At 34.3% G+C, this 14,872-nt stretch carries 17 protein-coding genes; 3 read left to right on the forward strand and 14 right to left on the reverse strand.

The window, feature by feature from the left end:
• The 4 genes from CD041_RS05235 to CD041_RS05250 all read right to left on the reverse strand — a co-directional run bounded on the left by CD041_RS05235 (nt 1) and on the right by CD041_RS05250 (nt 4,068).
• Nucleotides 1–243, reverse strand: coding sequence for an EsaB/YukD family protein (locus tag CD041_RS05235; RefSeq protein WP_002459615.1), 243 nt, complete (start codon nt 241–243; stop codon nt 1–3).
• Nucleotides 240–674 (reverse strand): type VII secretion protein EssA, encoded by a 435-nt coding sequence (gene essA / locus CD041_RS05240; RefSeq protein ID WP_037544686.1) that lies wholly within the window; start codon nt 672–674, stop codon nt 240–242. The genes CD041_RS05235 and essA overlap by 4 nt, the downstream gene beginning before the upstream one ends.
• Nucleotides 674–3,694 (reverse strand): type VII secretion protein EsaA, encoded by a 3,021-nt coding sequence (gene esaA, locus CD041_RS05245; RefSeq protein WP_070647896.1) that lies wholly within the window; start codon nt 3,692–3,694, stop codon nt 674–676. The genes essA and esaA overlap by 1 nt, the downstream gene beginning before the upstream one ends.
• A gap of 80 nt (nt 3,695–3,774) precedes the next feature.
• Nucleotides 3,775–4,068 carry a WXG100 family type VII secretion target gene (locus tag CD041_RS05250; RefSeq protein WP_002459618.1) on the reverse strand — a complete coding sequence of 98 codons (294 nt, stop codon included), beginning with the start codon at nt 4,066–4,068 and terminating at the stop codon, nt 3,775–3,777.
• 229 nt (nt 4,069–4,297) lie between these two features.
• Here CD041_RS05250 and CD041_RS05255 point away from each other — a divergent pair, with 229 nt between their 5' ends.
• Both CD041_RS05255 and CD041_RS12435 read left to right on the forward strand, forming a co-directional pair.
• Nucleotides 4,298–5,212: a CHAP domain-containing protein gene (locus CD041_RS05255; RefSeq protein ID WP_002479297.1), complete on the forward strand. Its 915-nt coding sequence runs from the start codon at nt 4,298–4,300 to the stop codon at nt 5,210–5,212.
• A gap of 48 nt (nt 5,213–5,260) precedes the next feature.
• Complete coding sequence (locus CD041_RS12435) at nt 5,261–5,443, forward strand: hypothetical protein (protein ID WP_103284507.1); 183 nt, start codon at nt 5,261–5,263, stop codon at nt 5,441–5,443.
• Between the two features lie 46 nt (nt 5,444–5,489).
• Here the strand turns inward: CD041_RS12435 and CD041_RS05265 are convergent, their stop codons facing one another.
• From CD041_RS05265 to sufC, 9 genes are all read right to left on the reverse strand, one after another.
• A complete protein-coding gene (locus CD041_RS05265) occupies nt 5,490–6,299 on the reverse strand; it encodes a DUF5084 family protein (protein WP_070647895.1) in 810 nt (269 codons plus the stop codon).
• A 279-nt stretch (nt 6,300–6,578) separates the two neighbouring features.
• Complete coding sequence (locus tag CD041_RS05270; protein ID WP_002459621.1) at nt 6,579–6,992, reverse strand: DUF4064 domain-containing protein; 414 nt, start codon at nt 6,990–6,992, stop codon at nt 6,579–6,581.
• Nucleotides 6,993–7,006: 14 nt separating this feature from the next.
• Nucleotides 7,007–7,426 carry a cystatin-like fold lipoprotein gene (locus CD041_RS05275; protein WP_002459622.1) on the reverse strand — a complete coding sequence of 140 codons (420 nt, stop codon included), beginning with the start codon at nt 7,424–7,426 and terminating at the stop codon, nt 7,007–7,009.
• Between the two features lie 37 nt (nt 7,427–7,463).
• Complete coding sequence (locus CD041_RS12440) at nt 7,464–7,565, reverse strand: DUF5083 family protein (RefSeq protein WP_158309368.1); 102 nt, start codon at nt 7,563–7,565, stop codon at nt 7,464–7,466.
• Between the two features lie 317 nt (nt 7,566–7,882).
• Nucleotides 7,883–9,280 carry a Fe-S cluster assembly protein SufB gene (gene sufB, locus CD041_RS05280; protein WP_002459623.1) on the reverse strand — a complete coding sequence of 466 codons (1,398 nt, stop codon included), beginning with the start codon at nt 9,278–9,280 and terminating at the stop codon, nt 7,883–7,885.
• Between the two features lie 127 nt (nt 9,281–9,407).
• The gene (gene sufU, locus CD041_RS05285; RefSeq protein WP_002459624.1) at nt 9,408–9,872 is read right to left on the reverse strand and encodes a Fe-S cluster assembly sulfur transfer protein SufU; all 465 of its coding nucleotides are present in this window, start codon (nt 9,870–9,872) and stop codon (nt 9,408–9,410) included.
• Nucleotides 9,862–11,103, reverse strand: a complete 1,242-nt coding sequence (locus tag CD041_RS05290) for a cysteine desulfurase (protein ID WP_002459625.1) — start codon at nt 11,101–11,103, stop codon at nt 9,862–9,864. The genes sufU and CD041_RS05290 overlap by 11 nt, the downstream gene beginning before the upstream one ends.
• Nucleotides 11,104–11,232: 129 nt before the next feature.
• Nucleotides 11,233–12,540, reverse strand: coding sequence for a Fe-S cluster assembly protein SufD (gene sufD, locus CD041_RS05295; protein ID WP_002459626.1), 1,308 nt, complete (start codon nt 12,538–12,540; stop codon nt 11,233–11,235).
• A 117-nt stretch (nt 12,541–12,657) separates the two neighbouring features.
• Nucleotides 12,658–13,419, reverse strand: a complete 762-nt coding sequence (gene sufC / locus CD041_RS05300) for a Fe-S cluster assembly ATPase SufC (RefSeq protein WP_002459627.1) — start codon at nt 13,417–13,419, stop codon at nt 12,658–12,660.
• Nucleotides 13,420–13,733: 314 nt separating this feature from the next.
• Here sufC and popT point away from each other — a divergent pair, with 314 nt between their 5' ends.
• The gene (popT, locus tag CD041_RS05305; protein ID WP_070815413.1) at nt 13,734–14,621 is read left to right on the forward strand and encodes a polyprenyl-phosphate transporter PopT; all 888 of its coding nucleotides are present in this window, start codon (nt 13,734–13,736) and stop codon (nt 14,619–14,621) included.
• Nucleotides 14,622–14,651: 30 nt separating this feature from the next.
• On the opposite strand, the gene CD041_RS05310 is transcribed toward popT, so the two are convergent.
• Complete coding sequence (locus CD041_RS05310; protein ID WP_002459629.1) at nt 14,652–14,855, reverse strand: CsbD family protein; 204 nt, start codon at nt 14,853–14,855, stop codon at nt 14,652–14,654.
• Between the last annotated feature and the right edge of the window lie 17 nt (nt 14,856–14,872).

The raw sequence follows: 14,872 nt of genomic DNA on the forward strand, positions 1-14,872 counted from the left end.
CTACAATATTTTCAGAATATCTCCATCTGCAATTTTGCCGTCCACGAGTCGGTCATTTTCTAGTAATAAGCGATCCTTAGTGGTCACTTTTATTTGATTTTTATAATCATATATTTCTAAATCTAAACTTTCTATAATCAGTGGTATTAGTTGTTTGATAGGAATAAATATGGGAACTGCTAAATCAAAGCTTCCGTGTTGATAGTTTGAAAAATCAAATGTCACTTTTTTATGCTGGCTCATCGTTTAACCCTTCTCCCTCGCTGGATGGTAAATACCATAAATCCTATAGTTAAAAAAGCCCCTATACTTAACAAGATATATGGAAAGAAATTTTTCTTTTGTTTGTCTTGTAAATAAGGGCTTTTATCACTCTCCGCTGTTTTGTTCAAATTCTTGTTTGAAAACAATACATGCTTTGTTTCATCCAAGCGGGACTTATTGCCCGCTTGGTTTTGAAACAAATTATTTTTTATATTTGAATCTTTATTCTGTTGTTGTTCTTTAATGCGTTGATTTATTTTTTTACTTTCATCATCAAAGAGCGTTGTATCGTATTCTTTGATATCTTTATTCACATTTTGTTGATCTTCATCATCGACTCTTATATCTAAATCACCTTGATGTGGATTGGCAGTTAATAGCGTCATCATGGTTAAGCCTTCAATGAGCATTAAATGAGCCTCTCTTTCTTAAAGTGCTTAATAAACATATTTAAGATGAATCCAATAATGGCAAGTACTGCAAGGATTAACATTGCCATGCCAACTGGATGTTCTGCATTCAAGTAGTTATAGAACACTTTATCTATATGTGATAATGGTGAAATCGCTGCAAGTATTGCGTTATTGCGATTCATGGCAATAAAGTATAAGGCAAGTATGACAATGATGATAAACATACCGATGGATTTTAATTGTCTCAATAAGTACGTATTGAGGAGTACAAAGACAATCATTGTCAAGATAATTAAACCGACAAACTTCGCACGGTATCCTGCCATAACTTCATATTGATTCATGGCAATCAAACCGATAATGAGACCTTCTGCTAAGCCAGCAACAGTAACAATACCTGCACCAATACCTTTATTCCACCAGTGATTATGTTTGCTGAATTCATCTTTAACAAAGTTCACTTGGCCTTTATGGCGTTCATAACTATAGAATAGGTATGCCGTCATTAATGAAACTAAGTACATGAGCAATACTAGAATTGTTGGTGAGAATGTGTTGTGATTGTCGCTATTTGCTAACACATTTTCCAGATTTTTCTTCTGAATTGGATTACTCATAAAGTCTTTTAACACTTCGTTTTGACGATCGCCTTCTTTAGAGTTTTTCAAGACGTTTTCAAAGTCTTTAGCGAAGAGACGATTTTCTTTATCGTTTTTATTCATCACTTCATTTAAGTTGTTAGCTCTAACACCTAATGCACGTCCGCTAGCATGAAGCTTGCCAACATTGTCATCAAGTTTGTTTAATTCACCACTAATGTCATCGGCAGTTGATTTAGAATTTTGACTATCTGAAAGTAACTTCGTACTACGCTCAGATAAATCACTAATTTGTTTATCTAAATCGGTTGATATCGTTGTAAATTCTTTACCTTTTTCTTCATTGATTTTTGGTGTTTCAGGTTCATCACTTAATAATTTTTCAGCTTTTGATAAATCATCAAGTAACGTGCTGATGTCTTTTTTATTCTGTGCAACTTGGTCTTGATTATTGATGACATCATCAATAAATTTATCAGACTGTTGATTTAATTGATCTAATTGATTTAGTAATGCTGATTTATCATTTTTAAAGCTTTCCATATCTTTAATAACTTGATTAACCATCATATCGACAATTGCTTTATTATCAATCTTGATATCATTTGGATCGATTGCAACGTCTTTATAGATGTCATATTTAGATTTGAATTGATCAAGTGAACGGAGTTGTTGATTTAAATCGCCACTGATTAATTTGCCATCTAAATGATTGTTGATAGATAAATCAACGACATTCGCTTTTGGTTCATCTTTATCATTATCGGCTTGGCCGAATAACAATTGTAGCTTCATCGTTTTATTTTTAAGGAAATCTTCTTTATGTTGTGCATCAGCTTTAAGTTTGGCCACACCTTTGACTTTAACATGGTATGTTTTAACTGTCGTATCCAGTTTGACATTTTGATCTTTAATATCGTATTTCTTACCGTTGATATAAATATCACCGCTAAAATCAAAGTTAGGATCTGTTGATACTGTTAAATGGTTAATATCTTTAGATTTGATATCCTCTTGACGTTCAAACGTCGTACCTTCAGTTTCTAATTTCGATGTATCTGTGGCACTAATTTCACCGTGATAATCTTCTTGTTTAATTGGATTATCAAGATGCTTCACATTGTAGCTTGTTCTATATTGATTTACTTCTTTTAAAATTTCTTGGTATTCTTTAGTAGCTTTCTCAGATAATCCAGCGTCTGCGATATCTTTATTTGTTAACTTTCTAATATAAAATTCATCTTGACCAGACTGGTCGTTTTCAATAGCGTTTCTCAATTGATTAGCCATCGTATCTTGTATTTTTTGTTGGTCTTGTTTCATTTGATCCACGATATCGTTTAAATCTTGATTATTCTTCAATTGTTCTTGTAATGAGGCAGTCAATTTTTGACGATAGTCTCTAATCATATCTTCCGTAAATGGTGATTCTTGTGCTTTCACTTCATCTTTCACTTTATTTAAAGCCTCTTGATATGATTTTTGGTAGTCATCTTTCGTACGTTGTTGCGCTTCATGTTGTTGGTCTAACTTACTATCAACTTGTTTCAATTGATTAATATAATCTGAGATATTCACATCTTTATCTCGTGATTTCATATCATCAAGTGTATCCTCTAATAAAGACTGATGCGCATTGAAATATTCTGCTTGTTTGCCGACGATAGATGACACATCATTATCAGATTGAATGCTAAACGCTTCTGGCTTCGCACTTAATAAAGAGTTATTGTAACCTTGTAACCATTTCGTAATATCATTGTTCGCATTAATAGAATTGACTAATGTATCAGTAAATAATTCTGGAAAATCGTTGAGCGGATTCAACAAATAATTGGCAAAGTTTTGATTAACGTTTTGTTCACGTGTCATAATTGCGCCAACATTTTTCTGAGCGTTATGCAAATTGTCGATAATACTTGTTAAATAGATTTTAATTAAATCTTTGTTGAAATCATTTAAAATACTTGCGACGATTTTTTCAGTTTTCTTCGCAACTTCTTCTTTTTGTCCAACTGCTGTTTTATATTGAATCGCCATATTGGCTGGTTTCTTTTTGTCTAATTGCATCGATAATTTAGAAAAGTTTTCAGGGATAATGATCATGACTTGATATTTACCATCTTTTAAGCCATTTTCAGCAATATTACGCGTAACCGTCTCAAAATTATAGTTCGTTTGACTAGATAATTTCTTAACAAATGTATCCCCTAGCGTAATCTTCTTACCGTTATATGTTGTCGATTGGTCTTCATTGACAATCGCTATATGTATATCTTCATAATTTTTTGTTTCACTCTTATGACTTTGTCCTGATTGGTCACCATATTTAAAATGTACAAAAACAAAAAATCCTATAATGGCAATCGCGACGATTAAAATTGAGATAAGAGTATAGATCCAGTATTCTTTTTTCATTTTTTTGTCCTTTCAATCCACACTTATTAATGATAAAACAGGCTGAGACACGATTAAATGTCTCAACCTATATATAACTATTACTGTAAACCGAAATTATTAGATAATTGTTGGTCTTGTTCTTGAACAGCATCAGCTGTGCTGTTTAATTGTTGTTTAATCTCTTCTAATAATTGAGCAAATTTGTCAACTTTTGGACTTAATTGTTGGAATTGCTCTTCAAAGCGATTAAATGCTTGACCTTCCCAGTTTGCAGCAATTTCACCTTGTGCTCTAGTTAAATCAGAAAGAATTTGATGGATTTGCTCAGCACCATTTCCATAAGATTGTGACTTAGCTCTTATTTCTTCTGGGCTCATTTTAATCAATGCCATAATACGAAACCTCCTAAAAAATTTAATTGGTTACTTCTATTACAGATAGATTATGAAAAATCGTATCTTATTAAATAATATAAAAAAAATAGGTTCATGTATACACTTTTACTAAAATTTTACGTAAAATATATTGCGGAAATTTAATTTGCCTATTACTATTCATTTGTAAGTCTTTTTTATGTATACTAAATTTATATCAATAATTAAAAAGGATTAATGTACCCGTATGAAAAAAACACTAGTTACGACAATGTCTTCTTTATTATTATTTACAATCGTTAATAGCCAACTGACATATGCAGCAACATATACTTCACTACAAGAAGCTAAAAAGGCACATCCAAATGCCTCATTTAATGTCAATTCAAATGATGGCACGTTTACCTATACTTATGGCCAACAGCGACGTGGTTCTAATGATAACCATAAACCACAAAGTCATGCACATGGCCAAGCTGGTGCCAATCAAGGCCAAAGAACAAGCCAAGCACCAGGAAGCACATCTCAATCTCCATTAGGCGTGCAACAAAATGTCGGTCCTGTCAAAGCACCAGAACCTAGTCAACCAGTACCATCTATTGCGACACGTCAATATGCAGCTGATGCATCATTAGCAGCAGAATCGCAAAATGAACAAGCAGATTTTGATAAAGTATATAAAAAAGATGACTCCGGTATGATTACAAGCATTAATGTCGACGGTCTTTATGATGAGTTGAAGTTAAGTGAATTTAACGACAAGGCGATGACAGTCGATGGTAAACCACTTGCTTTAGGCAATGGTAAGATTATTTCAAACCCATTATTTACAAGTAAGAACAATCTCTATACGGCAGGTCAATGTACGTGGTATGTCTTCGATAAACGTGCACAAGCTGGCCACACGATTAGCACATTTTGGGGAGATGCGCGCAATTGGGCTGGTCAAGCTTCAGGTGACGGCTTTAAAGTCGATCACAAACCTGAAAAAGGTGCGATTCTACAGACTGGTAATGGCCCATATGGACATGTTGCTTTTGTTGAACGCGTTAACGCTGACGGCAGTGTCTTTATTTCAGAAATGAACTGGATCGCCCCATACATTACATCTACACGTACAATATCATCTATGGAAGCCGGGTCCTACAACTATATACATTAGAGAGCAAACACCTGGGACATAAATCTCAGAAAAATAACACTCAGATGAATTGAATTCAACTCATCTGAGTGCTTCTTTTTTATTCAATACTTTGTATTGTTGGCTCGCTTTCTTAGGGGACAGCTTCAGCCACCCCAACAAAGAGAAATGCGAAAAGCATTTCTCTTTGTTGGGGCCCCTTTGTCCTGTTCCCTCAAGAGTCTCGCCAAAATACGTCGTATTTATATGTAGTTTTACATCAACATACTTTTAAAAAAATAAGGAGTTTTCGTATATATCACTGTTTGCTGTTTTGTTTTTGTAAACGTGCTTGTTGTATTTGAAAAGCAAATATTGTACCTATTGCAAATAAAAGGATACTAATGAAAAATAGTGTTTTTCCTAAAAAATGAAAGCTATCGCCATATAATTTCAACCCAATATCAAAGAAATCATCATACAATACTATATAAAATAGTATATTCATTAAAACTGACATAATAAATAGACCGATGATAGATAAATAGATGGTTGGTTTAGCCGTACTTTCGAAAGCTTGACCGTTGTTTTTTGGCTTATATACGGTTAACCATACAATATTCAAAGCTAAGATGCCAAATGCACCTATGGTTATAATAAATCCATGTATACTCAGTAAACTAAAAATGCCGGCAACAGCTAAAATAATCCACCAGCTATTGCCTATTTTATTTTTCTCAATAACTGCCTCTTTAACTGCTGCTTTATTTTTTAAAATTAATATGCCACAAATCATCCAAGCAACAATCGTGATTAAATTAAGACTGACCACACCACCAATGATATAGAACACTGCACTCATCGTCGTTTTTTTCGTCATTAACTTTAACGCTGTAAACCCTATAATAAATGAAATAAAACTTGCAACCATCAGCACACCAAAAATCCAATTAAAGATTAATGATGACATTTCAGTGCTTTTTGTTGTTGTTTGCTCATTTATCGTAGTCCTAATCTCGGAATGAGAAATGCCTGAAACTGACCCTACGAAAAAAAGTAAAAATAGAAATGATAGAAATGCTTCTAGAATAAGTCCAATCAGCGATGTTACTTTTATTGTTTTAATCATCATGTTCTCCCTTATGCTTGATTTTATGTATGTTAATAGTTTGTAGCGCACAACTGTTGATAACACAACCATGCTACACGGTCAACAGTATTATGATTTTTATTATTTCATTGTGACGTAAAAAAGTAAATATGAATTATATAATAATAATTTTAAACACTTATTTATTACTTGCTCTATTAAACTCAAAAAGCCAGCAATACAATTGTACAATGACAATGCATTACTGGCTAAATTTTTGAAAGACCGTTAACCGGCTCTAAATATGAATAATACCGATTAATCTACTGATTGGTGTTCATCTGATAATGGATTTTTGAGTTCTTTTTTTCTTTGGATGATTAATACACCACATGCAATCCATGACACAAATGTAATGAAATTAAAGCTTAAAATAGCGCCTATAATATAGAATGTAGCACTCATTGCCATTTTTTTAGACATAAATTTTAATCCTACAAGTCCTAAGGCTAATGAAATAATACTAATAATAAATAGCACCCCAAAGATACCATTAAAAATAGATTGTGCTTCTTCCGGACTGTATATTTTCACTTCACCATTCACCGTTGTTTTGAATTCGGGGTGTAACAAGCCTGCTACGGATGCTAAAAATAAGAGTAATAATATAACGCTAATGATAGCTTGTAAAATTATGCCAATCAATGATGTTACTTTAATTGCTTTAGTCATAACAATCTCCTTTATTATTTAACTTTAATATCTTTATAGTCTGGTTTATGCTGCTCAACATAGGCTTTCGCGTTAAAACCACGCTTATAGTATATTTTGTCATTTTTATATTCATAAGCTGCATAAAATAACTTATTGTTTCCTTTGTACAATGGATAACTAATAATTATTAACTTGCCATCGTTATAAACATAACGATTCACACGTTCTTTCTTAAACTCTGGATTTACTTTATCACTACTTTTCACCATATCTTGATGTGTTTTTTGCTGAATTGATAATATTTCATCTATCTTGCTTTGGTATTTATTATTTTTCTGCTTATTGGTGCTTTGTTGTTTATTATCTGCTTGCTTATCATTATGACTATCTTTACTACAACCACTGACAACAATAATCACCGCAACCAGCATACCGATGAATATTTTTCTCATGATGTTCCTCCTTTTTCTTACATATTTGAAAAATCTGTTATTTCTCGGCATTAATGATACTTTTTAATAAAAATCTCCAAAAATAATAAGAGGACTGCCCAGAAATTTTATTATTCCTCAAGGAGCGAATATGTAAAATCTATAATCTATGGAATGTCAGGCAAGCCTGGACTATTGTGGCTGTTCCATCCCATCTAACCTCCCTAAGTCATAAAGCCAAACCGATTGTGTCTACAACATGAATCACTTACAACTGCTACACAACCCGTTCCACAACTCATATTATTCCACTCTTGGGTAAAAAAGTAAATATGAATTATATAATAATATTTTTAAACAGTTATTTGTAAATTTGTTTGCTTATTATCATTTTTGAATAGTCAAAAAAGCCACCAATGGCATTGTACGCAAACAATCCATTGATGGCTGTATATGATCATTGATTTTAATTGATAATTAACCGATAGAACCTTCCATTTCAAATTTGATTAAACGGTTCATTTCAACGGCATATTCCATTGGTAATTCTTTCGTAAATGGTTCAATGAAGCCCATAACAATCATTTCAGTGGCTTCTTCTTCGGAAATACCACGACTCATGAGATAGAATAATTGTTCTTCAGATACTTTAGACACTTTTGCTTCATGTTCTAAGGAAATATTGTCATTAAACACTTCATTGTAAGGAATTGTGTCTGATGTTGACTCGTTATCTAAGATTAACGTATCACATTCAATGTTAGAACGCGCACCTTTTGCTTTACGTCCAAAATGAACGATACCACGATAGATGACTTTACCACCATTTTTAGAAATAGATTTTGACACAATAGTTGATGATGTGTTTGGTGCTTTGTGAATCATTTTCGCACCTGCATCTTGAACTTGTCCTTTACCGGCAAAGGCAATGGATAGTGTGCTACCTTTAGCACCTTCTCCTAACAGTACACAGTTTGGATATTTCATTGTTAATTTAGAACCTAGGTTTCCATCAACCCATTCCATATTACCGTTTTCATACACAAATGTACGTTTGGTTACTAGGTTGTAGACGTTGTTAGCCCAGTTTTGAATCGTTGTATAACGGACATGTGCATCTTTGTGCACAATGATTTCAACGACAGCTGAGTGTAACGAACTTGTCGTATATACAGGTGCTGTACAGCCTTCTACATAATTTACGGAAGCACCTTCATCAGCAATGATTAATGTACGCTCAAATTGTCCCATATTTTCAGAGTTTATACGGAAATAAGCTTGCAGCGGTGTATCAAGTTTAACGTTTTTAGGTACGTAAATAAATGAACCACCTGACCACACGGCTGAGTTTAATGCAGCGAATTTATTATCTGCTGCTGGAATGACTGACGCAAAGTACTCACGGAATAAATCTTCATTTTCTCTTAACGCACTATCTGTATCTTTAAAGATAATGCCTTTTTCTTCAAGTTCTTTTTCCATATTATGGTAAACCACTTCTGATTCATATTGTGCAGATACACCTGCTAAATATTTTTGTTCTGCTTCTGGAATACCTAATTTATCAAATGTACGTTTAATTTCTTCTGGCACTTCATCCCATGAACGTTCTGTATGTTCTGAAGGTTTAACGTAATATGTGATGTCATCAAAGTTTAATTCTGACAAGTCACCGCCCCATTGAGGCATTGGCATTTTATAAAATAATTTAAGTGCTTTTAATCTAAAGTCGAGCATCCATTGAGGCTCTTCCTTCATTTTTGAAATTTCAGTCACGATATTTTCTGTTAAACCGCGTTCTGATCTGAAAATGGACACATCTTCGTCGTGGAATCCATATTTATAATCCCCAACATCAGGTGCTTTTTTAGCCATTTCAATCACTCCTTAAAAATATATTTAAACGACGTGCGTGAGATTTTTAATGTTATGAAAAGTCTACTGCCATTGTAACAAGTTACTTTTTGTATCAAAAGTGTGACCTCTCAATTGTCACACTCTGCTAGTCTTCTTCAGTAGAACCTTCCGCTTTGCCTTCTTTTTGAACCGTACCTTTTTCAAGCGCTTTCCATGCTAAAGTGGCACATTTGATACGCGCTGGGAATTGAGAAACGCCTTGTAGCGCCTCAATATCACCCATATCTTCAGTAATTTCGTAGTCTTCACCAAGCATCATCTTTGTAAATTCTTGACTCATTTGCATAGCTTCTGCCAATGAGTGACCTTTTACTGCTTCCGTCATCATAGATGCGCTGGACATTGAAATAGAACAGCCTTCACCTTCAAATTTCGCATCATGAATGATGCCATCTTCAATATCAAATGTAAGTCGAATACGATCACCACAGGTTGGGTTATTCATGTCTACAGTCATTGAACCGTTGTCTAAGACGCCTTTATTTCTAGGGTTTTTATAATGATCCATAATCACAGATCGATATAATTGATCTAAATTATTAAAATTCATACGAGAAAAACTCCTTCGTTTGTTTCAATGCGTTGACTAATTGATCGACATCTTGTTGCGTATTATAAATATAAAAGCTTGCACGTGCTGTAGAAGATACGTTTAACCATGACATCAAGGGTTGTGCACAATGATGGCCTGCACGAACAGCAACACCTTCTGTATCAACTGCTGTTGCTACATCATGTGGATGTACGTCTTTTAAGTTAAACGTAATAACACCTGCACGACGATCTTTAGGCGGACCATATATGTCAATACCTTCAATCGCTGACATTTGCTCATATGCATATTCAGTCAACGCTCTCTCATGCCGATGGATCGCTTCAAAGCCAATATTTTCAATGTAGCGAATGGCTTCTGCAAGGCCTATTGCTTGGGCAATGAGCGGTGTACCTGCTTCAAATTTTGTCGGTAAGTCTGCCCATGTCGCATCATACTTGCTAACAAAATCAATCATATCGCCGCCAAATTCTACAGGCTCCATGTCATTTAATAAGTCACGTTTACCATATAACACACCAATGCCTGTTGGCCCTAGCATTTTGTGACCACTAAAGCTAAAGAAATCACAGTCTAAATCTTGAACATCAATTGGCATATGCGGTGCTGATTGTGCACCATCAACGCTTATTATCGCACCGTGTTCATGCGCAATTTTAGCAATCATTTTCACATCATTAATTGTTCCTAACACATTGGATACATGTGTAATCGCTACAATTTTAGTTTTATCGGTAATTGTCGCTTTAATATCTTCTACACGTAATTCGCCTTCTGCGGTCATCGGAATAAATTTAAGTGTCGCTTGTTTACGTTTAGCCAATTGTTGCCATGGCACAATGTTGGCATGATGTTCCATTTCAGTTACTACAATTTCATCACCAGCTTCAACATGTGCGTCGCCGTAACTGTGTGCAATCATGTTGATAGATGCCGTTGTACCACGTGTAAAGACAACCTCTTCAAAATAGTGCGCATTTATAAAACGGCGCACGGTTTCGCGTGCACTTTCATAACCATCAGTGGCTAATGAACCTAATGTATGCACGCCACGGTGAACGTTTGAATTATAGCGCTTGTAATAGTCATCTAATACATTGAGTACTTGTATAGGCTTTTGACTTGTTGCTGTAGAATCTAAATAAGCTAAGCGTTTGCCATTCACTTGCTGTTGTAAAATCGGAAAATCTTTTATAACGTCTTCAACATTTAAAGTTGTGTCGGCCATTGACTTCACGACCTTTCTTATATTAAAAATCTCATTTGTTTCTTCAATTTATAACGTGTCTCAACGCTTGTGCTTATGAAGCACGCTTATATGATTTATTTTAGAATGCTGCTAATATTATATTTCATTTTACTTAGAAACTTTAAGTTCAATGACATCTCTAAGTTGACGTTTAACATCTTCAATTGGTAATTCGCGCACGACCGGATCTAAGAAACCATGAATAACAAGGCGTTCGGCTTCATGTTGTGAAATACCACGACTCATTAAATAATACAACTGCTCTGGATCAACACGACCTACAGATGCTGCGTGTCCAGCTTCTACATCGTCTTCATCGATTAAGAGAATTGGGTTCGCATCGCCACGTGAATGCTCAGATAACATTAAAACACGTGATTCTTGGTTCGCAATTGATTTCGTACCACCATGTTTGATATGGCCAATACCATTAAAGACAGATGATGCATGTTCTTTCATGACCCCGTGTTTTAAAATATAGCCATTCGTTTCTTTACCATACTGTACGATTTTAGAAGTTAAGTTGATTTTTTGATCTCCAGTACCTACGACAACCGATTTAAGTTCACTTGTTGAACGATCTCCTACAAGGTTTGTCGTGTTATCAATGATTTGGCTGCCTTCATTCATTAAGCCTAATGCCCAATTAATAGAGGCATCCGCTTCTGTATGTCCACGACGAATGATATAACCCGTGAAGCCTTTGTCTAAATAATCGACTGAGCCATAGGTGATACTTGAGTTTGCACCTGCAATTACTTCGGAAATAATATTAATTTGGTTACCATCACCACTTGCATCTGAAACGTAGTTTTCCACATATGTCACTTCAGCACTTTCTTCAGTGACTAAAATCACATGATTGAAAAAGCTCGCTTTATCATCATCGTGTAACACAACATAATGTATTGGATGTTCTACCACAACATTTTTTGGTACATAAACAAAGACACCACCATTGATTAATGCAGCATGTAAAGCTGTTAAACGATGTTCGTCTACTTGAACCGCTTCTGTCATTAAATACTTTTGAACTAAGTCTCCGTGGTTAACAAGGGCTTCAGATAATCCTTCGATAATGACGCCATCTTGCTTTGCTTGGTCTGACACTTGTGTGTAGGCCAGCGTATTATTATGTTGAATGATTAAGTTTTCGGATGTCTCAACATTAATGATTTTATTAATTGATTCTGGGAGTTCTGATAAATCTTTGAATGTTGCGCCATCAACATGATGTTGTTGAAATGAATCAAAGTCCCATTTTCTTAATTTGGTCTTATCTGGTTTAGGCATTTCTAAAGTTTCCGTTAATTTCAAAGCTTTTTTACGACTATCTGTCATCCAAGAAGGTTCATGGAGTGCTTTTGAATAATCAACAAGTTGTTCTTCAGAAATGTTTAAAGTTTCCGTTGTCATAACTTTTTCCTCCTACTTGATGAAATATTAAGTTAGATGCTAAACACATAGCTAAACTTGAATTTTCTCCATACGTGATTGCGATTTATGCAATGCCATTTAAACACGCATGCTTGATTATTCTTCAGTACCGAACTCTTCTTTAACCCATTCATAACCTTCGTCTTCAAGACGTTTAGCTAATTCTGGACCACCCGTTTTCACTACTTTGCCTCCATACATCACATGTACTTGATCTGGCGTAATGTAGTTTAATAAACGTTGATAGTGCGTAATAATGAGTGCACCAAAGTTTTCACCGCGCATTTTGTTGATTCCTTTGGATACTACTTTTAATGCGTCAATATCTAAACCAGAATCGATTTCATCTAAAATAGCAAATTTTGGTTCTAGCATCATTAATTGTAGAATTTCATTACGTTTCTTTTCGCCACCAGAGAAACCTTCATTTAAATAACGTTGTGCCATGTTTTCATCAATATCTAAAAATGCCATAGTTTTATCTAATTTCTTAATAAATTGCATTAAATTAATTTCTTGGCCTTCTTCACGTTTCGCATTAATTGCTGAACGCATGAAATCCGCATTAGTTACGCCTGTGATTTCAGATGGATATTGCATTGCTAAAAACAATCCTGCTTTAGCTCTTTCATCAACTTCTAATTCTAAGATATTCACGCCGTCTAATAACACTTCCCCTTGCGTGACTTCATAGCTAGGATGCCCCATAATTGCTGATGATAATGTTGATTTACCTGTTCCATTTGGCCCCATAATTGCATGTACTTCGTCAGTATTAATCGTAAGGTTAACACCTTTTAAAATTTCTTTATCCTCAATAGACACATGTAAGTCTTTGATTTCTAATGTTGATGACATTTATATTCCCTCCGTAAAATATAAAGTTTTCTTAACTAGTTTATAGTAATTTTAATTTGTAGTCAAAAAGACTTTGAAATGTTCAATCCACTACATTATAACGCAAATAAGTAGCAATATAAACCGTTTGAACTGCTAAATTAGAGTCATTATTTAAATATAATTATTTTTGATAATCGTATTATTTTACACTTAACTGATAATGTTGGCCCCTCTGTTCTCAATATCCAAAATTTCGACAGATATTATTTCCTTATTAACACTATTTCTGCTATGATGCAGTTTCACTGCAATTTAACTAGAAAGGAGTCATTATGAAACATTTTAGATGGATTAATGTCTTGAAAGGTTTTGGTATGGGCACAAGTGATTTAGTTCCTGGTGTTAGTGGTGGAACAATCGCCTTGTTACTAGGCATTTATGATGATTTTATTCATGCTATCAGTGGACTATTTTCTAAACGTTTCTGGCCTAGTCTTAAATTCTTATTACCAATCTTAATCGGCATGTTGTTAGCTATCGGCCTTTTAAGTAAACTTTTTAATTATTTATTGGCCAACCATCAAGTACCAACCATGTTTTTCTTCACAGGATTAATCATTGGTATCATTCCCTATTTATTGCGTATATCTCATTTCAAAAGTCGCTTTCAAGTTAAACATTATACTGTAGTTGCTTTAAGTATCATTATCTTAGTCATAATCACATTGCTCAATCATGGTGACACGCATGCCAACACGTCACTTACATTAAATTCAAGTCTTATTATTAAATATTTTATCGCTGGCATGTGTGCGTCTAGTGCAATGCTCTTACCAGGCATTTCAGGTTCATTTATGTTACTAGTATTCGGTGCTTATGGCACAGTAATGTTTGCTATTTCTGAACTTATGTCATTTAATTTTCAAGCTATATCTTTATTATTCGTTGTTGGCTTGGGCATCGTAGCTGGCTTTATATGTTCTAGTAAAGTTATCCATTATGCGTTGCATCATTATCCTACATTGACCTTTGCCTTGATTATTGGCTTTGTGATTGGCTCTGTTTTTGCTGTTTTCCCAGGAATGCCAATGACGCTGCTATCATGGTTGATATCGATTATTACGCTTATACTAGGTTTTATCGTTAGCTTCGTTTTAGGCCAAATTACCGCTAAAAATGAAGCTTCAACATCAAGCAAATCACACAAAGAAAGCTCTTAAGCACACAGCCTAAGAGCTTTTTCTACTTTATTAGTTTGTATCTCTATTTTTCCCGTCTTTAATGTTATCAACAAAATCTTTTGCTTTGTCTTTTACATTATCGATTGTTTCTTTTACTTTACCAGAAGCTTTATCTTCTTTACCTTCTTTTTCTAAGTCTTTATTGTCTGTCACATTACCTACAGTTTCTTTTACATTCCCTTTTGCTTGTTCAAATTTATTGTCTTCAGCCATTTTGTATTCCTCCTAGG

The organism is Staphylococcus lugdunensis (assembly GCF_002901705.1).
Taxonomy (GTDB): domain Bacteria; phylum Bacillota; class Bacilli; order Staphylococcales; family Staphylococcaceae; genus Staphylococcus; species Staphylococcus lugdunensis.